At 52.2% G+C, this 18462-nt stretch carries 14 protein-coding genes and 1 riboswitch; of the genes, 3 read left to right on the forward strand and 11 right to left on the reverse strand.

The window, feature by feature from the left end; all coding sequences use genetic code 11:
• The 5 genes from H8K38_RS01785 to H8K38_RS01805 form a co-directional block, all read right to left on the reverse strand.
• Positions 1–300, reverse strand: a complete 300-nt coding sequence (locus H8K38_RS01785) for a hypothetical protein (RefSeq protein WP_186883059.1) — start codon at positions 298–300, stop codon at positions 1–3.
• A gap of 359 nt (positions 301–659) precedes the next feature.
• Positions 660–1790, reverse strand: a complete 1131-nt coding sequence (gene mltB / locus H8K38_RS01790; protein ID WP_255422790.1) for a lytic murein transglycosylase B — start codon at positions 1788–1790, stop codon at positions 660–662.
• Between the two features lie 16 nt (positions 1791–1806).
• On the reverse strand, positions 1807–3801 hold the full coding sequence (locus H8K38_RS01795) for a DUF3488 and transglutaminase-like domain-containing protein (protein ID WP_186883060.1): 1995 nt from the start codon (positions 3799–3801) through the stop codon (positions 1807–1809).
• A 10-nt stretch (positions 3802–3811) separates the two neighbouring features.
• Complete coding sequence (locus H8K38_RS01800; protein ID WP_186883061.1) at positions 3812–4795, reverse strand: DUF58 domain-containing protein; 984 nt, start codon at positions 4793–4795, stop codon at positions 3812–3814.
• Positions 4796–4822: 27 nt separating this feature from the next.
• Entirely contained in the window at positions 4823–5743 is a 921-nt protein-coding gene (locus tag H8K38_RS01805; RefSeq protein WP_186883062.1) for a MoxR family ATPase, read from the reverse strand.
• A 142-nt stretch (positions 5744–5885) separates the two neighbouring features.
• On the opposite strand from H8K38_RS01805, the gene H8K38_RS01810 reads away from it, so the two are divergent.
• Together H8K38_RS01810 and H8K38_RS01815 are read left to right on the forward strand one after the other, a co-directional pair.
• Positions 5886–6824, forward strand: coding sequence for a histone deacetylase family protein (locus H8K38_RS01810; protein WP_186883063.1), 939 nt, complete (start codon positions 5886–5888; stop codon positions 6822–6824).
• 371 nt (positions 6825–7195) lie between these two features.
• Positions 7196–7282: riboswitch (cyclic di-GMP riboswitch) on the forward strand.
• 60 nt (positions 7283–7342) lie between these two features.
• The gene (locus H8K38_RS01815) at positions 7343–9739 is read left to right on the forward strand and encodes a putative Ig domain-containing protein (protein WP_186883064.1); all 2397 of its coding nucleotides are present in this window, start codon (positions 7343–7345) and stop codon (positions 9737–9739) included.
• 164 nt (positions 9740–9903) lie between these two features.
• Here H8K38_RS01815 and H8K38_RS01820 read toward each other — a convergent pair whose 3' ends face one another.
• Complete coding sequence (locus tag H8K38_RS01820; RefSeq protein ID WP_186883065.1) at positions 9904–10173, reverse strand: DUF2798 domain-containing protein; 270 nt, start codon at positions 10171–10173, stop codon at positions 9904–9906.
• 153 nt (positions 10174–10326) lie between these two features.
• The gene (locus tag H8K38_RS01825) at positions 10327–10848 is read right to left on the reverse strand and encodes a hypothetical protein (RefSeq protein ID WP_186883066.1); all 522 of its coding nucleotides are present in this window, start codon (positions 10846–10848) and stop codon (positions 10327–10329) included.
• Between the two features lie 271 nt (positions 10849–11119).
• Here H8K38_RS01825 and ylqF point away from each other — a divergent pair, with 271 nt between their 5' ends.
• A complete protein-coding gene (gene ylqF, locus H8K38_RS01830; protein WP_186883067.1) occupies positions 11120–12052 on the forward strand; it encodes a ribosome biogenesis GTPase YlqF in 933 nt (310 codons plus the stop codon).
• A 61-nt stretch (positions 12053–12113) separates the two neighbouring features.
• On the opposite strand, the gene H8K38_RS01835 is transcribed toward ylqF, so the two are convergent.
• From H8K38_RS01835 to H8K38_RS01850, 4 genes are all read right to left on the reverse strand, one after another.
• Entirely contained in the window at positions 12114–13691 is a 1578-nt protein-coding gene (locus H8K38_RS01835; RefSeq protein ID WP_186883068.1) for a PAS domain-containing methyl-accepting chemotaxis protein, read from the reverse strand.
• A gap of 68 nt (positions 13692–13759) precedes the next feature.
• Complete coding sequence (locus tag H8K38_RS01840; protein ID WP_186883069.1) at positions 13760–15907, reverse strand: EAL domain-containing protein; 2148 nt, start codon at positions 15905–15907, stop codon at positions 13760–13762.
• Positions 15908–16070: 163 nt separating this feature from the next.
• Positions 16071–17735 (reverse strand): methyl-accepting chemotaxis protein, encoded by a 1665-nt coding sequence (locus H8K38_RS18615; protein WP_186883070.1) that lies wholly within the window; start codon positions 17733–17735, stop codon positions 16071–16073.
• Between the two features lie 62 nt (positions 17736–17797).
• Positions 17798–18298 carry a chemotaxis protein CheW gene (locus tag H8K38_RS01850; RefSeq protein WP_186883071.1) on the reverse strand — a complete coding sequence of 167 codons (501 nt, stop codon included), beginning with the start codon at positions 18296–18298 and terminating at the stop codon, positions 17798–17800.
• Positions 18299–18462 lie beyond the last annotated feature (164 nt).

Consider the following 18462-nt stretch of genomic DNA (forward strand, 5'->3'; position numbering starts at 1 on the left):
TTAAGCTGCGTCTTTTGGCTTGAATTGCTTGTCGCTGATGCGGAATTTCGCACGACGGTCACCCATCAGTTCGCGTAATTCTTTGATGCTGATATCGCTGATTTCATGCATGCGGATCAACAACGAAGCGCCTACAGGCAGACGACGATGTCTGATTTTGCTGATGACCGGTGGTGCAACTTCTAACGCTCTTGAGAGTGCTGCGTCATTTTTCAAATGCAATTGCTTGATCAGAGTATCTAAAAGATTGTTGGGATCGTAGTCGATCTCATCTGATTCAAGCTGGGTTAAATTTGCCATAATTACCTCGCTGTCTAGTCTATTGATGCTGGATTTAATTGCTTCAATGAGAATTAATCAAACGGTAACATTGTAACTTTAAAATAGAATTTGCTTTTAGCAAGAATAGCAAACCATTGTTAAATCCCTATTCACACTTAGCATCAAACATGCATTAGTATTAATAAGACAATATCACTGTAGATTAATTTACAATTAATCGCAACGCTTGTTTTTAAAAAAGCACGCAATGGATGGTTATTTCCGTCTTTTGCATGCTAGCAATTACTTACGAATATAGTATTGGGTAAAAAGTACCTTAAATCAATTGGTGAAAACGAAACATATTGTTAAAAAGTTTTGTTCAAGCTGACATATACCTATTTTTCTTTTGCCGCACTAATGATTCGCCCCAGATCAAACACCGACATGGCATAAAAATAACTGCGGTTATATTGCGTAATCGCGAAGAAATTATCGGTTGCCAGCCAGTATTCGGTGGCTTCGTCACCATTTTGCAGGTCGATAACGCCATACTGTATGTTGCTCGGTGCATCACTGCTTGCCGTGCTGATAAAGGTTTTTAATTCCGCCAGAGAATAGCTGGCACGTAATCCCTGGCTCAGCGCTGTCTGTAATAACGCTGGGTTTGTTTCGCTTGAAATCAGGGTAGCCGGGAAGGTGACTGGGAGATTTCTTTTCCAGCCATGCATCGCCAGGTAGTGAGCAACGCTGCCGATAGCATCGATGGGGGAATCGGTCAGATTGATGCTGCCATCGCCGTCAAAATCGACAGCAAATTTACGTATGCTGCCTGGCATGAATTGCGGCCAGCCTATCGCACCTGCGTAAGAGCCTTTAAATGCAAAGGGATCGACGCCAGATTCTCTTGCCATCAGCAGCATGTTTTCCAGCTCATTGCGGAAGAACTGCATGCGGGCATCTCTCGTTGGCGTGTCAGGATAGTCAAAGGCCAGCGTTGTCAGCGCATCCATGACCCGGAATTTTCCGGTGTTTTTTCCAAAAATGGTTTCCACACCGATCAGGCCGACGATGATCTCCGGTGGTACACCGTATTGCTGCCGTGCGCGCTCCAGCGCATCTGCATATTTATTCCAGAATGCGACGCCAGCCTCGATCCTGTAGGGTTCCACAAAACGGGCGCGATAGGCTTTCCAGTTTTTAGGTTTCCCTGCCGGAGCGGGTCTCATCAGTTGCCTTGCGCTTTCAACGTAGCGCACTTGTTCAAATACGGTTTGTAACTGCGCTTTATCAAACTGATGTTTATCCACCATTTCCGTAATGAATGCAGAGACTTCTTTCCATTCATTGAAGCGAACATTTTCTTGCATCACTGGTGTCGCAGGCGTCGCCGCAGCGTTACGCTTCGCAGACGTTTTGTTTGCTGAAGTTGTCGCGCTTAATGCGGGCAGAGCGATGCTGCTGATGATCGCAGCACAGAAGCAACTGCGGACGAGGTATTGAATAGATTTCACAATGGTCGATGTCAAGTGCGTGTTCAGTAAATTAGCGACAGGCTGCTAACAGGATTTTCAGTTGGCGTATACGCTGGCTTTCCGGAGCGGTGGTTTGTCCATATTTCGCATTGATATAGGTGCGCAGGAATTTTTCCACCGGGGGAATATCTTTTGCTGGCAATGTTTTTTTCAATCTTTGCAGATATGCATATGGCCCTTCATCCACTGCGCGGGGCGGTGTTTTCTTTGCCATTTTTTTGCAGAACGCCAAGTATACTCTATCCATTGCCGGGATCGAAGGTCTGTTCAGCATCAACGGCAGGGCAATTGCGCCGATAATGAGACTGCCCGCGATAAAAAACAGCAAACTGATGCTCGACCAGTCTATGTCTTTAAAACCGAAGGAACTGAGAAAGTTTTTCTGCGTTTGCTGGTTGTAATTGAGTACCCACTGATTCCAAGAGTTATTGATGGCGTCGAGGCGCATGCGCATAGATTGGCTCCATGAATTGCCGGACAAGGCAAAATTCATCAGCCCTGCAAAGCCGCGTTTGGGAATCGCCTGATTCAGATTTTGCATCACCCGCTCCGGCGCGACGGCGGCAGTCGGGTCGACGCGGACCCAGCCCTGACCTTCGAGCCATACTTCTGTCCATGCATGGGCATCGGATTGCCGGACTTCAAAATAGCCATCAACTTCATTTAGTGTGCCACCCTGATAACCCGTCACGATTCTTGCCGGAATACCGGCCAGCCGCATCAGATTAACAAATGCACTTGCATAATGTTCGCAAAACCCGGCTCTGCTCTTGAACAAGAAATCGTCAATACTATTGATGCCGAGCAGAGGTGGTTCTAGCGTGTAAGTAAACGCTTCCTTGCGAAAGTACTGTAAAACCGCATTGATCAGAGCGCTGTCATCGCTGTATTGACGCCTTAGCGTGTCCGCAAAGGCAGCGCTACGCGGGTTGTAACCGACTGGTATTTCCAATGCCCGGTGTAAATCTCTCAGATTGTTTTCGACGAGGTAACGATATTGCGGATAAGACGTCACCTGATAACGCAGACGCTGGCTGATGATGTCATTGCTGCGCAGTTCCATTTGCCGGTTGATCGTGGCGATAGTGTTGCCATCTGTCTGCGGTGCTGCCGCTGGTAAATCGAGAGCAAACAACCAACGCTGGCTCTGTGGTTCCAGGATAATTTCCTGCGTGATCGGTGTTCCAGCGTACTGCGCAATATCGCCGCTATTTTTTTGTAAAAAGCGGGCTGGCGACCAGGTTTTGCCATCGAATTCCGTCATTACAATCCCGCGCCAGTACAGCAGTGATTTATTCGGTACCGGCTGCGAAAATTTCACCCTGAACGCAATCTCTTCTGACAACACCAGATCACTGATGCCGCCCGGTGACATCGTTTCCGACAGACCTGAGCGTCCGCTATGCGCATCACCCGGCAAACCCCAGAGCGGGCCTTGTATTCTGGGGAAAAGAAAGAACGCACACAAGGTCAGCGGAATTGCCAGTGCCATCATGCCGAAGCCTAATTTCAAGCGTTGTTTCAGGGATGGGAAAAGACCTGTGTAGTGGAACGACAATTGTGCTGTGAGCAGCAGACTCACTGAGACTAGTGTCATGAATGCTGCCGCGATGGTTTGCTGATAAAAAAAGCTGGTCAGCAATAAAAAAAATCCGAGAAACAGTACGACAAACAGATCCCGCTTTGCATGCATCTCTAATAATTTACAGGTCAGCAGCAGCACCAGCATGGTGACGCCAGCCTCACGTCCAAAGAAGGTTTTATGATTCAGATAGACGCCCAGCATCATCAGCGCCGACACCGGAATCAGTATCCATCCCGGTGGCAGGCGGCGACCTGTCAGCGTCAGCCAGCCACGCCACATCAGCAGCCCAACGCAACTGACACTGACCCATATTCCCAGATGCGAAAAATGCGGCAGCAGCACACACAGACAGGCAACGATTAACAGCAGCGTATCTGCTTTATCGCGACTGAAAACGGGCAGGGAAAAAGGCCGGCGCATAGTCATCCGATCACAATTCGTAAAGCGCTAAGGCGCGCAGGCACGCATCGCGATGTGCCGGTCCTTGTGCCGGGGCGTAATCTTCCTGCCCGAGCTTAAAACCGTACTGCAACCCGGCCTGATCTGCTTCCAGCACCCATCGGGTCATGCGCGAGAGTTTGAGTTCCAGATTCATCGTTCTTGGCAGGGCAGAAAAATCCAGCAGAATATCGTTGCCAGCACCACCGGTAAATTGTTTGGTCACCAGTTGCCCGCCGAGCGCAGGATCGACGCGGGCGATTTGTTTCCACGCCAGATGTTTGAGTGCGTCGCCCGGCTGATACGCCCGCACGCCTGAGAAATCCTCGTTGCCACTCTGGCCTTCGAGTTCATTCGATGGTGCGCCAGAAGTCGGTAGCGGCGGCGCGTGTTCTTCCGGCTCCGGATACACCAGCGCCCGTGCGTCTGGCAGCCAGGTGCTCCAGGCGCGTAACAAGCCAAGTGGGAACCAGGTTTGCAGGCGCACCCGCGGAATTGCCTGCCAGCCACGGCTGCGCGTCGGATAGTTCAGGTGTATGCTGGTTCGGCTGTCCGGGGCAATATCCACCGCTTTTTCCGGTGCATTTTTTTCGTTGAAGCCGACCCAGATCGCGTAGCGCTGATATTTGCGCCGATTGATCAGAAAAATGGTGAAGTGCGTTTCTTCGCCAGCAAACACGGCTTGCGCCGGGCCGGTATCGAGATGCAGGTAGGCGAGATTTCTAAAGCAAAAGAAAACATTCACCAGCGCGACGCTGCCGAGCACAAACGTCAATGCAAAACCCAGACTGAGATTGTAATTGGTGGCGGAAATAAACAAGATCAGCAGCATCAGCAAAAACATCCAGCCTGCCTTGCTTGGCAACGTGAAGACGCGGCGTTGTTTCAGAAAAACTTCACCACTCTCAGGTTGATGCTCAAGAAAAATGATCTTGTGCAGGCGGGCTTTCCAGCGTTCAGATAAAGCGGTCAGCATTGCATCCGGTTCCCGGTTCAGTGGACATCAGACGGCAACGCGCTTGATCACTTGCGCCAGTAAATCTGCGCTGGCGCTGGCTTTACCATTGACTGATTTAAGCGGGCGCAGGCGATGAGCAATCACCGGAATCATGATGGCCTGCACGTCTTCCGGCAGTACGTGATCACGCCCCTCAAGTGCCGCCCAGGCGCGCGCCGCCTGTAACAAAGCGAGCGATGCGCGCGGACTCATACCTTCGGCGAAGACATCGCCCTGACGGGTTGCCTGTGCCAGCGCCTGCACATAATCAACCAACGAAGGCGAGGTGTGTATTTGTTTGAGCTGCTGCTGCGCCTGCAATAACTCGCTGGCCTGCATCAACGCTGGCAGCTTTGACAGCAAAGCGCGACGGTCTTCACCCAATAACAGCGCACGTTCTGCCGCCGCATCCGGGTAGCCGAGTGACAGGCACATCAGAAAACGGTCCAGCTGTGATTCCGGCAAAGGAAAGGTGCCGACCTGATGCGCCGGATTTTGCGTTGCGATCACAAAAAATGGGGAGGGCAGTTTGCGTGTCTGGCCTTCGGCGGACACCTGATGCTCTTCCATCGCTTCGAGCAGGGAAGACTGTGTTTTTGGTGTGGCACGATTAATTTCGTCAGCCAGCAAGACCTGAGTGAATACCGGGCCGGGGTGAAAAATAAATTGATTTTTTTCGCGGTCAAAAATCGACACACCAATGACATCGGCGGGTAGTAAATCGCTGGTGAATTGCAGACGGTTAAATTTCAGACCCAGCGAAATCGCGAGAGCGTGCGCGAGTGTGGTTTTACCAACGCCGGGCAAATCTTCGATTAACAAATGACCACCAGCGAGCAAACAGGCCAGCGCCTGACGGATTTGCAGCTCTTTACCGATAATGACGTTATTGACTTGTTTTGCAACTTTATGCAATTGGGAAAACATGTATTTCCTCGCGTAAAAATCAGCGCACAGTGTAGCCGAATTAAACCGGCTTGTTGTAATCCCTGCACTGGCCGGACTGGCGCATTTGCAAAAGCAGCTAAATAAGGTGAAACTGATAGCTAAATCTACAAAAATCCGAGACATGACAACCGCGTATTACACCCATGCAGATTGCAAACGCCATGAAATGGGATCATGGCATCCGGAATCACCAGAACGTTTGCAGGCGATAGAAGACCAACTGATCGCCAGCCGCATCAGCACCTTGCTGGATCACCGCGATGCACCGTCGGCAGAAGAAAGCGACCTGGCACGGGTGCACACAGCGGACGCGATTTACCGGATACGCGAAAATTGTCCGTCCGAACATTCCGAATACGATCACTTTCCACTCGATGCCGACACTGCTTTAAATAGCTACACCTGGCGCGCCTGTCTGCGCGCGGCAGGGGCGGCGATCGCCGCAACCGATGCGGTGATCGATGCCGAAATCGAAAATGCTTTTTGCGCGGTACGGCCACCGGGACACCACGCCAGCCGCAAAGAATCCATGGGATTCTGCATGTTTAACAACGTCGCCATCGCTGCCCGTCACGCACTCGATGTGCGCGGCTTGCAGCGTGTCGCCATCGTTGATTTCGATGTGCATCACGGCAATGGTACCGAAGATATTTTCCGTGATGACCCGCAAGTGCTGATGGTGAGTTTTTTTCAACATCCTTTTTATCCTTATTCCGGCGACAGCGAACCGGCCAGCAATATGGTCAACATACCGGTGCCGGCCCACAGCTATGGCGACGTGATCCGCACGCTGGTCACGGAAAAATGGTTGCCAGCCTTGCGCGCGTTTCAGCCAGAAATGATTTTTATCTCGGCCGGGTTTGATGCACACCGCGAAGACGACATGGGGCAACTGGGGCTGACCGAAGCCGATTTCGCCTGGCTCACCAGACAGGTGATGGCGGTCGCGAAAGAGTATTCCAAAGGCCGCATCGTCAGTTGTCTGGAGGGCGGCTACAACTTATCGGCGCTGGCCCGCAGCGTGACTGCGCATTTGAAAGTTCTTGCTGATCTTGAATAAATGACGGTAAGCCATCGTTTTTCTGCTGTTTTGCCTCTTTAAATACTGGGGGGAGTATTCTGCAAAGCCCTTTGTTTGTAAGGACAATTGAGCGAAAACAGCAGATACTCCCCCTTTTTTCTTTTCGCAGACAATTTTTCGGACCGCTTTTCAGCGGCTGACACAACACGCCGATGTCTTTCTGAATGGCGTTGTGCCCGTGCTGTTATCTGCAAATTGGTTTCGTTGCAGGTTGGCGACAAAATGATGTCAATGACGATATCGTTTCAAACTTCTTTAACATTTGTACGCTGTTATTCCGCCTGCATACTCCTTACACTCAGCATCGTTTACATTATTTCGTATGTATTCGTATCGCATTTGCGGTGCGACGATTCTGAGGGCAAATCTGTCGAAAGGCAGAGACGCAAAGCCTCCGGCCTACAGCGCTGACGCGCCACGGTAGCGGGGTTGCTGACTATCCTGTGATGTCATCAGGTATTTCGCGTGGCCCTCGCCAACAACAGAGAGCTGAGCCCATGCCTGTCACCCGTCCCGTCATCAAACCTGTCCCCCGGATTCTTACTGCCAGTCTGCTTGCCTTGCTGAGTGCCTGTGGCAGTAATTCTGGCAGTAATTCTGATAATGCGTCGCTGAATCAGGCACCTGCCGCGATTGCGACGGCGACCACGACACTCAGTGCGGATGTTGCCCAATTGCCGGAAACGGCAGCGGCGCAGATTGCACAACCGACATTTCACGTTGCCCCTGTGTTGCTCGATACGCCAACCGATATCGATGCCTTTAACAGCAGCGCGTCTGCACTGATGGGGCCGCGTCAACAGGCGATACCAGAGGAGTTTCAGCAATTATCGGATCGCGGCCTGACCGTGACTGCGATGCAGGAAGTGCAGGCGCAACAGGGCGCGCAGGGGGCACGTGTGCGCTCCTTACCGGGCAACAGCGTGATACAACCGCAAGCCACGTCCAGCGTTGTGTCGACTTATACGCCGGCGCAAATCCGCGCCGCATACGGTCTTGCCGCATTGCCTGCAAGCATGACCGGGTTGACAGCAGCGCAGGCCGCGCAACTTGGCGCAGGTCAGACGATCTATATCGTTGATGCGTATCACGATCCGAATGTTGCCGCCGAACTGGCTGCATTCAATCAAAAATTCGGTTTGCCTGGTTGTACTGCGAAAAACCTGGCGGCCACCAGCACCTTGCCGTTGGCAGCACCGGCGACCAACGCTTGTGAATTAGTGGTTGCCTACAACACCGCAAGCGGCACTCTGACAGGCACTGCTCCGGCATACAACTCTGGCTGGGCGACTGAGATCACACTCGATGTGCAGTGGGCGCATGCAACCGCACCGCTGGCGCGCATCGTTCTGATCGAAGCCGCCGATGCTTCGCTGAACAGTTTGCTTGGTGCGGTCAAATTGGCGAATGCGATGGGGCCGGGCGTGGTGTCGATGAGTTTCGGCGCGGCAGAAGGTAACTGGACGGCATCGGTCGATGCTGCTTTCAGCGCGGCAAAAATGACTTATCTGGCAGCGACCGGTGATTCCGGTGCTGCCGTCAGCTGGCCGTCGGTTTCGCCGTATGTGGTGGCGGTTGGCGGCACTTCGCTGACGTATTCCGGCAGCGGCTCGCGAGTTGAAAGCGGTTGGGCTGGTACCGGTGGCGGCACCAGCGCCTACACGGCTTTGCCGGCTTATCAGAACAGCAGCGTTCCCGGCATGGGCACGCTTGCCCGTCGCACTGTCGCCGACGTAGCGTTCAATGCGGATCCATCGACTGGTCAGTATGTGGCTGTCATCAATCCTGGCAGCACGACCGTCAACTGGATCAGCGCCGGTGGCACCAGCTTATCGACACCGCAATGGGCGGGTATCGTCGCGGTGACAAATGCGACCCGCGCGCAACTGGCAAAAGCCCCGCTGGGTCAGCCACACAGCCTGTTGTATGGTCAGATTTCTACCGTGCCGGGAACGTATGCCAGCACGTTTGCTGACATTACCAAAGGTTCAGACGGAACCTGTGCCAGCTGCTATGCGAAGACGGGTTACGATCAACTGACGGGACTGGGGACGCCGAACATCGGTAATCTGATCAGCACGCTGACAGGAACTGCAATCGCACCGACTGCACCGGTGGTGACTGGCGCTGCGATCAGCGGGCAGGTTGGTACAGCATTGACTTTCACTGTTTCGGCAACAGCGACAAATCCGCTGACGTATGCGCTGAGCGGTGCACCGTCGGGTATGACGATTGCCAGCACTGGCGTCGTGACATGGACGACACCTGTCGCGGGAACGTATGCGGTGACGGTCACTGCAACCGACAGCAAAACAGCGCTGAGTGGCAAAGCGGTTTACAACATCACGATTGCTGCGGCGAAGGCACCGGTGGTAACAGGTGGCACGATCAGCGCGAAAGCAGGCACACCATTGTCATTCTCTGTCGTGCTGACTGCTGCTAACCCTGTGACGTATAGCCTCAGTGGCGCACCGGCAGGCATGGCGGTCAGCACCAGCGGTGTCGTCAGCTGGACAGCGCCAGTGGTCGGCACGTATAACGTGACTGCAATCGCCAAGGACAGCAAAACCGGACTCAGCGGTCAGGCGGTATACACCATTGTTGTATCGGCAGCGGTAGTCAGTGGTCCTGTGATTACGGCTCCGGCGATGAAGGGTGTGGCAGGTAAAGCACTGACAGGGCAGATCAGTATTTCTGATCCGGGCGTCAGCTGGGTATCGATATCGATTTCCGGCGTGCCTTTGGGTATGAGCTTTTCCATGAACAGCAGTCTGGCGATCACGGCCAGCTGGCCATCGCCAGTCACCGGCAGCTACACCCTGAAAGTGGTGGTGACGGATTCAGCAGGGAAAACGGCACAGGCATCGGTGCCAGTCACGATTACAGCGAAGTAAAACAACACGGCTGCGCATCGTCACGATGCCAGCCGATGAGATTGAGACAAAAACGCCCGTGTGATTCAGACACGGGCGTTTTTTATTTCGCTATTTGATGAGTTGAATTATGCGTTGAACTCAACGATATTTCCCGGCAAATTTATAGCCAGCGCGCCTCTGCATCAAGGATGTGGCGCGACCACCATCGCCGTCATTTTTCTGACCACGGGCAGAATCAGCAGCAAGACGGGAAAGGCAACCAGCCATGAAATTCCCCATGAACCCATCCACATCGCGACGAAATTATTTGCCAGACCGACGCTGCGCAAAGTGCTGATGGCAGAGACGATGCAGGTCATGATGACAGACAAAAAGAAGGGCATGACGATGCCGGCATAACGTGCCGGTAGTCTGGGTAAACCGGATGGCTTGCTTGGTGACGTTGAGGGCATAAAAAATCCAAAATTCGGGCGATGTTCTGGCAACGAAGTCAGATCATCACAGCATTTGTTTTCAGGGTATTGCGGCGACAGCGCTGCTGACAGTTTTTCCGCCAGATGCAGAGTGCGCTTATGTTACAAGAGCACAGAAAAAGACGCAGACATTTACTTTTCGCCGCTGTCTTCCTGTTGGCACAGACGATCAACCGGTATCGGGCCGAATACTTTTTGCAGGCCGCCGATACCACCAACCTGTTTGATAAATACCTGCTGGCGCGACTGGTGCAAGGCCAGCGTGTAATGATAGCTGTCTGAAATTCTCGGGCCGGTCGTCGGCATCGCAGTCACCACGATGAGTTCGCTGTCCGGCGGCAAGGCGGCGCTTTGAGGAAACGCATGAGCCGCTGCCTGCGTCACACCGACAGTCTGAAAGCAGGGCGATAAATTGCGGATGATTTTTTCTGTCAGCTGGCGATCGCTGGAATTCGCAGGCTCTTTCATCATGGTCTCGGCATAGATATTGGTGGATAGCAGTGCGGCGTACATTAAAGCCGCAAGGTGTTTAAGTATGCGTGTCAGCAGAGTGGTGGTGGACGGCATCATTTTTCCTGGCGATGTGGAGAAGACAGGTTCAGCCGGATATTGCATCGGCAATATCACAATATAAACGAAAAACCGCCAGCGCATTGCCGCATCATTGCCACATAACAGCGATCAGCGTACCGGTTGCGCTCAGCGGCTCAGAATAGCGTTATTCCGGTCGCCTAAGGCCAAAAAATACTGGGGGGAGTATATTTTAAAGCCCTTTATTTACTTAGAGATTAAGGCAAAAATCGCATATACCCCCCGATTTATGCCTATTTCTGGGGTAAAACACAAACTTCTGCGCAGATTCTGCGTGGAGCAGGGCAGAGTTCCGTACAATATCGCTTTGTTTTTGCTGATAAGAAGAATACGCATGTCGATACAATGGTTCCCCGGCCACATGAACGCTGCCCGCAAGAAGGCGGCGGAAACCATGGAAAACACCGATCTGGTGATAGAAGTGCTGGATGCCCGCATTCCGCAGGCGAGTTGTAATCCTATGGTGGAGCAACTGCGCGTTTTCCGCCAACGCCCTTGCCTGAAAATTTTAAACAAAGCCGATCTGGCTGATCCGAATGCCACTAAATTCTGGCTGGACTACTACAACGCCCAGAAAGACGTGTTTGCGGTCGCGATGAGCTGCAAAAAACCGGCGGACGTCGCCAAGGTACCCGGTTTTGCGCTGAAGCTCGCGCCGCATCGTGGCGTGCCGACCAAGCCTTTGCGCATGATGATCATGGGCATTCCTAACGTTGGTAAATCGACGCTGATGAATGCCTTGCTGAAAAAACGCGTCGCCAATGTCGGTGATGAACCTGCGGTGACCAAGACGCAGCAACGCCTGTATCTCGGTAAAAACATGATCCTGACCGATACGCCGGGTATGTTGTGGCCGAAGATAGAACATCCTACCGACGGCCTGATGCTGGCAGCCAGCCATGCGATCGGTATCAATGCGCTGATCGAAGAAGAGATCGCGACTTTCCTTGCCGAGCAATTGCTGATTCACTATCCGAAGTCATTAGTGACCCGCTATGGTTTCAATCTCGAAGGCATGGATGCGGTGGCTGTGATTGAAGGCATCGCACAAAAACGCGGCTACAAACTCAAGGGCGGTGACTGGGATTTTGAAAAAGCCTCGCATACCTTGCTGCTCGATTACCGCAGCGGCGCTTTGGGCCGTATCAGTCTGGAAACGCCCGCCAGCCGTGAGCATCTGCTGGCGACCTATGTGCCGCCAGTCTTGCTGGGACAGGGCAAGAGTGTGCAAACCGGCATGGAGCCGGAAGCTGACGAGCAAGAGTAAGCCACGCCATCGTTAGCAGTAACGATGGCAGACCATTCAGACTACGCCGCGTCCGCAAGTGTCAGCGGCGTATTTTTTTATCCAGCTTAAACACCGCCAGAGCCTGTACGACTTTGATGGTTTGCTCCTGCAGACTGTTGGCGGCAGCAGCAGCTTCTTCGACCAGTGCGGCATTTTGTATGGTCACATCATCCATGTGACGGACGGCGGCATTCACCTTGGCGATACCGGCACTCTGTTCGCGTGATGCCGAGGCAATTTCACCCATGACATTGCGGACATTTTGTACTGAGCTGATGATGTCGCGCATGGTGTCGCCGGCGGCTCCGGCCAATGACGTTCCCGCATCAATTTTTTCGGCAGAGAGCTGAATCAGATCTTTGATTTCTTTTGCGGCGTTCGCACTGCGTTGTGCCAGATGCCGTACTTCGGTGGCAACCACGGCAAAGCCACGCCCTTGTTCGCCTGCGCGCGCCGCTTCAACGGCCGCATTGAGCGCCAGAATATTTGTCTGGAATGCGATACCCTCAATCAGGCTGATGATATCGACCACTTTTTTGGAAGACGTATTAATGTCATTCATCGTCGAGACAACCTGTGACACGATGGCGCCGCCTTTGTCAGCGACCTGAGAGGCATCGCCTGCCATCTGGTTCGCCTGTACTGCATGCGCCGTATTGTGATCGACGGTCGCGGCCAGTTGATTCATGCTGGAAGCAGTCTCTTCCAGTGCCGCAGCTTGCGATTCGGTACGTTCCGATAAATCCATATTGCCGGCGGCGATTTCGCTGGTGGCGATGCGGGTTTGATCTGAGCTGCGGCGCACATCACCGACAATCGAATACAGATTGATATTTAACTGGCGCAAGGCGCGCAGCAATTGACCCATATCGTCTTTGCCGTGGCTGTCTATCTCCTGCGTCAGATCGCCGCCCGCCATGATCTGACTGGCTTTCAGCGCCTGATGCAAAGGCACGATCACGGCGCGATGCAAGGCGTGCCAGAAATTGAACGCGGTGACAATGCCAATCGCGGACAAGGCTGTCAGCCAGCCCGAGGGCTCAGAATTAAAAAACAGATTCTGTACCAGCATGGCACTCATCAGCAGAATCAGAAAGCCAAGATTCCAGTTGGCGCGTTGTTGCAGTGACAGATAGCGCAATGCATTCCATACACCAGCGATGCCGGTCAGTTTGACACTGCCGCGACTGATTTTAACTTTACGTGGATTACCCGCTTTGATTTCTTTATACAAGGCCGCGGTTTGCTGCACCAGTTCACGTCCCGGTTTCGTCCGCACCGACATGTAGCCGACCGGACGACCATCTTCGACGACAGGCGTAACATTTGCCAGCACCCAGTAAAAATCACCGTTCTTGCAACGGTTTTTGACCATGCCGGTCCAAGGCTGCCCGCTTTTGATGGTGGCCCATAAATCGGCAAATGCTTCGGCTGGCATATCCGGATGGCGCAGAATATTTTGCGGCTGACCGATTAATTCATCTTCGGTATAACCGCTGACCTGAACGAAATAGGGGTTGGCGTAGGTGATGTTGCCTTGCAGATCGGTAGTGGAGACAATGGTTTCAGTGTCGCTGAGTATGTACTCGTGATTGGTGACAGGCGTGTTAAGACGCATAGTATTTTATTCTGCATGTAAAGGGGAGACGGATAGCCGGATACTAAGCCCGGCCGTTTTTTTTTAGTTCACGCGATGTCCATTGAACATCGCAGCCAACGTGAGGCAAATATTGGCGCAGGTTCAGGGCGACCAAAGTAATATCCCTGTGCGTGATCGCAATCGAGCTCGAGCAAGCTTGTTGCCTGCTCCGGAGTTTCTACTCCTTCGGCGATCGCTTTGAGACCGAGGTTGCGCGCCATACCAATGATGGTGGTAACAATGGTATGGTCATGATGCTCATTGAGCATGTCACGAATAAAAGAGATATCAATTTTTAATGTGTCCACAGGGAAACATTTTAAATAGGAAAGAGAAGAATAGCCAGTGCCAAAATCATCGATCGACAAAGAAAATCCCATTATCTTCAGCGATTTCATGATATCGATAGACTGCGCTACGTTATGCATCAGGCTGCTTTCTGTCAGTTCCAGCTCTATGCATGCCGGACTGAGGCCTGCGTTCCGCACGGTTTGCAGGATTTTGTCGGCCAGTTCCGGGTCGCTGAGTTGCTGGGCTGACAGATTGATCGCCAATCGGCCATGAAAATGGTAGCCCGCCGTTCGCCACGCACAAATCTGACGACAGGCTCGTTCGAGCACCCATAAGCCTAACTGCGCCATCATGCCGCGCGCTTCTGCAATCGGAATAAATTGCGCCGGGCTGATCCAGCCGCGCTCTGCATCGTTCCAGCGCAACAAGGCTTCCGCGCCGTCAATCTCGCCGGTCTTCAGATTGATTTTGGGTTGGTAATACAACTCTAATTTATCCGCGTTCATTGCCTGATTCAGATTTCTGGCAATGTGCATCTGCTCATTCAGGTCGGCACTCATTTTCGCCTGATAAGCGATATAACCTGCGCCTGTCGTTTTCGCTTTATACATGGCGATGTCGGCGCACTTCATCAGGTCATCGGCATTGTCGCTGTCTTCAGGATAAAACGATAAACCTATGCTGACCCCGACGGAAAAATGATCATTGCCGAGGTGCAGCGGGGTCGCCAGCGTCTGTTGCAGACGCTCGGCTATCATCGCTGCGGCAACCTGATCTTCAACTTCGGTGACGATGATGAATTCATCTCCGCCCAGCCGCGCCAGTGTCTTTTCGCCGCGTAGCGTTGCTTCAAAACGCTGTGCGACTTGTATCAATACCTGATCGCCGACATCGTGGCCTTGCGTATCATTAATTTCTTTAAAGCGGTTCAGGTCCAGGAACAGGATCGCCAATCGTCGTTGATAACGGCTGGCATTGCTGATCGCTTGCCTCAGCCTGTCCATGAACAGCGTGCGGTTTGGCAGTCTGGTCAGGCTGTCGTATAAAGCCAGATGACGGATTTTTTCTTCAGTCGCTTTACGCTCGGTGATATCGGTATTAATAATAAGAATCGATTTGGGCCGCTTGTTTTCATCCCTGACCAGCGTGCGCTGGCTCTCCACAACGAATGGTGTGCCATCTTTGTGTCGCTGTGAAATTTCACCGCGCCATTCACCGTCTTCTATCGTTAGACGCGTTACTTCATTAAACGCTGCTTCATCATCCCACAATAAATTTTCCGGGGAATTACCAAGCGCTTCGTTGCACGTCCAGCCATATAGCTTTTCTGCCGCCTTATTCCAATACGAAATATGATGGTTGATACCAATCACAATAATCGCGTCGCTGGCTTTATCGAGCAACGATGCCTGATTGCGGTGGTGGGCGGCATTGGCCAGAGTCTCTTCGCGCAAGCGATGCTCTTCGGTGATGTCTTCGACTGTGATCAGTGAGTGTTGTTGCGCATGGTCGCCGACGATATCCGTGAGGGTGATGCGCAACTGGCTTTTTTCGTGAGGAATACTCAGATAGCGTTTTCCTGTTTTACCCGACAGAAACGGATGTAACACCTGTGGAGATTCAAGAGCCGGTAATAGTGTGCGCAAATGCTGGCCTGCCATCTGATTGGCATGATCAAGTCCGAGGATTTTACAGACGCCATCATTCACGCTCAACACCTGCAGAGCTTCATCGATAATGATGAGCCCCACATTCAGGCTGGCGACGATACTGTCTGCATACGGTTGCAGCAAACTGCCTGGCCTTGTATTTTCCGGTTTGTTGATGGCGTGCGAGGGCAGTGATGCTGGCGCTGATGATGTCGTATCAGCGACAGGTATTTTCTTGAGCAGTCTGGCTATCATGATCAGCTTCTGTTCTGTCCGGCCATCACATTCACCTCGTATAGTTTATTTCTTCATGCAATACGATTGAACCGGAGAGGGCGCTGTCATGCTGCGTTTCTCCGGAGTTCCGTTATGATCAGTTGCGGAGCATCTTGTGAAGTGCGAGCTCCGGCCAGGATAGTTAAGTATTAGTCAGACGTTTTGCCGGATTCTGCTTCATAGGACGCCGGACTACTGCAGTGGCTTTTTGCGTGTGCGATGCCGCCGTGCTGGCTGCGCTAGCTGCGTTTGCCACAATCTGTGTGCTGTCTATCCGGAATACATCAACTAATTCCGACAGATTCGCTGCCTGATCTTCGAGACTGGCCGCCGCTGCAGCCGCTTCTTCAACCAGCGCCGCATTTTGTTGTGTCACTTCATCCATCTGTGCGATGGCCTGATTGACCTGTTCTATGCCTGTGCTTTGTTCATGGCTCGCTGCGGTAATTTCCGCCATGATGTCGGTGACGCGGCGAACGCTGTTGACGACCTCGCTCATCGTGGTGCCGGCTTTATTGACCAGCAGCGTACCTGCCGACACCTGATCGACGGAGTCACCGATCAGCACCGTAATTTCTTTCGCGGCAGCCGCACTGCGCTGCGCCAGATTGCGCACTTCGCTGGCAACGACGGCGAAGCCACGGCCTTGTTCGCCGGCACGCGCAGCTTCGACAGCGGCATTGAGCGCCAGAATATTCGTCTGGAATGCGATGCCATCAATGACGCTGATGATATCAACGATTTTTTTCGACGAATTATTGATGGATGACATGGTGCTGACGACTTCAGAGACCACATCGCCGCCTTTCATCGCCACATCAGACGCTTCTGCTGCGAGTTGATTCGCCTGACGCGCATTATCGGCATTCTGCTTGACGGTACTGGTCAGCTCTTCCATCGATGCAGCGGTTTCTTCTAATGAACTGGCCTGTTCCTCGGTGCGCGATGACAGATCGAGATTACCGGCAGCAATCTGTGTTGAAGCAGAAGCGATAGTGTCGGTTCCTGTTCTGACCTGCGCCACGATTCTGACCAGGCTGCTATTCATGTCTTTCAGCGCCTGCAACAACTGCCCTGTTTCATCGCTGGATTCGACTTGAATCTTGCTGGTGAGGTCCCCATCGGCAATCGTGCGGGCGATCTGCACCGCCTGATTCAATGGCCGGGTAATGCTGCGGGTGGTCCAGTAAGCGAAACCGCAAGCCAGCAGGATCGCGATGATTGCGATGCCCGACAGCATATTTCTGCTGTTCTGATAATTTTTCTCTGCATCTTCACCACTTTTGACCATGATGGTGCCAATCAGCGCGATCAGGTTTTGTACCTGAGAAAAATATGCAGTCTGCGCCTGTACGACAGACGACAACAGATATTCACCCGCTTCCTGTTTTTTTCCTTCGCCGATTAATTTCAGATATTCGTTTTGAGTCACTACATATTTACTACGAGCTTCTTTCACCTCATTGAAAACCTGCTTGCCCTTTTCAGTTGAAATCGTTTTGTCGAGTTGGGCAATTTTTTCGCCGACACGGGTAACGTTAGATTTAATTTCGCTGAGCGCTGCTTTAATTTTTTCAGGATCTTCAGTGATCAGTAAATTTCGCATCGCAAGTGCATTGAAATTAATTCCATCAAGTATTTCATTGGCAAGTACCACTTTAGGGTAACGGTCGTTGACCAGCAGACTGGTGCCGTCGTTGAGAGAACTCATGCGATTAACGCCAAACAAGGTCATACCGATCAACAGCATCACGACGATACCAAAACCTATGCCTAATCTTGTGCCGACTTTCATATTCATGTTCATTTGTATTCTCTTCTGGTGAGTGAGTTGATACGGGCTCGACTGTCTTCATCCGATGACGAAGCTTATTCAGAGAGCTGTTCTATTAAACCCATGTCACCGCTGGAAATGAGTTTGTCTATGTCGATCAGAATCAGCATGCGGTCATCTAATGTGCCGACGCCAATTAAATGGCCGGTATTGAGCGCGCCGATATCGGGGGCTGGCTTGACTTGTTCTTGCACCAGATTGATGACGTCGGAAACACTGTCGACGACCATGCCTATCACACGCTGGCAGACGTGAAGAATAATGACAACGGTGAATTCATCGTAGGCCGGATTGTCCAGATTAAATTTGATGCGCATATCGATGATGGGCACTATCACACCGCGCAGATTGATCACGCCTTTGATAAAGTCCGGCGCATTGGCAATCCGTGTCACCGCCTCGTAGCCGCGAATTTCCTGCACCCGCTGAATATCGATGCCGTACTCTTCTTTACCCAGCGTGAATGCCAGAAATTCCAGCGAGCCCAGTCCGGCGACGGGGTTCTGGGTGGCGTTGATGTTGTCGGTCAGTTGCATCACTATCCTTCGCATTCAGTGAAAGATATTTCTCTTTTCATCTGATTCAGCGGTCATGCGGCAAAGCATGTTGCTCACCTGTGAGGAGAGTGGTGTCCTGCTGGCAGATATGTTGAGGAAAATATCGGATCAGAATCGTGCTGCTAGCACGCTAACAGCACAGA

Source organism: Undibacterium sp. FT79W (assembly GCF_014284215.1).
Classification (GTDB): domain Bacteria; phylum Pseudomonadota; class Gammaproteobacteria; order Burkholderiales; family Burkholderiaceae_D; genus Undibacterium; species Undibacterium aquatile.

What these genes read in the sequence shown, in the direction of transcription:
- H8K38_RS01785 (WP_186883059.1), bottom strand. Translation starts at nt 300, where the DNA reads ATGGCAAATTTAACCCAGCTTGAATCAGATGAGATCGACTACGATCCC.
- H8K38_RS01795 (WP_186883060.1), bottom strand. Translation starts at nt 3,801, where the DNA reads ATGCGCCGGCCTTTTTCCCTGCCCGTTTTCAGTCGCGATAAAGCAGAT.
- H8K38_RS01800 (WP_186883061.1), bottom strand. Translation starts at nt 4,795, where the DNA reads ATGCTGACCGCTTTATCTGAACGCTGGAAAGCCCGCCTGCACAAGATC.
- H8K38_RS01805 (WP_186883062.1), bottom strand. Translation starts at nt 5,743, where the DNA reads ATGTTTTCCCAATTGCATAAAGTTGCAAAACAAGTCAATAACGTCATT.
- H8K38_RS01810 (WP_186883063.1), top strand. Translation starts at nt 5,886, where the DNA reads ATGACAACCGCGTATTACACCCATGCAGATTGCAAACGCCATGAAATG.
- H8K38_RS01815 (WP_186883064.1), top strand. Translation starts at nt 7,343, where the DNA reads ATGCCTGTCACCCGTCCCGTCATCAAACCTGTCCCCCGGATTCTTACT.
- H8K38_RS01820 (WP_186883065.1), bottom strand. Translation starts at nt 10,173, where the DNA reads ATGCCCTCAACGTCACCAAGCAAGCCATCCGGTTTACCCAGACTACCG.
- H8K38_RS01825 (WP_186883066.1), bottom strand. Translation starts at nt 10,848, where the DNA reads ATGCGCTGGCGGTTTTTCGTTTATATTGTGATATTGCCGATGCAATAT.
- ylqF (WP_186883067.1), top strand. Translation starts at nt 11,120, where the DNA reads ATGTCGATACAATGGTTCCCCGGCCACATGAACGCTGCCCGCAAGAAG.
- H8K38_RS01835 (WP_186883068.1), bottom strand. Translation starts at nt 13,691, where the DNA reads ATGCGTCTTAACACGCCTGTCACCAATCACGAGTACATACTCAGCGAC.
- H8K38_RS01840 (WP_186883069.1), bottom strand. Translation starts at nt 15,907, where the DNA reads ATGATAGCCAGACTGCTCAAGAAAATACCTGTCGCTGATACGACATCA.
- H8K38_RS18615 (WP_186883070.1), bottom strand. Translation starts at nt 17,735, where the DNA reads ATGAACATGAATATGAAAGTCGGCACAAGATTAGGCATAGGTTTTGGT.
- H8K38_RS01850 (WP_186883071.1), bottom strand. Translation starts at nt 18,298, where the DNA reads ATGCAACTGACCGACAACATCAACGCCACCCAGAACCCCGTCGCCGGA.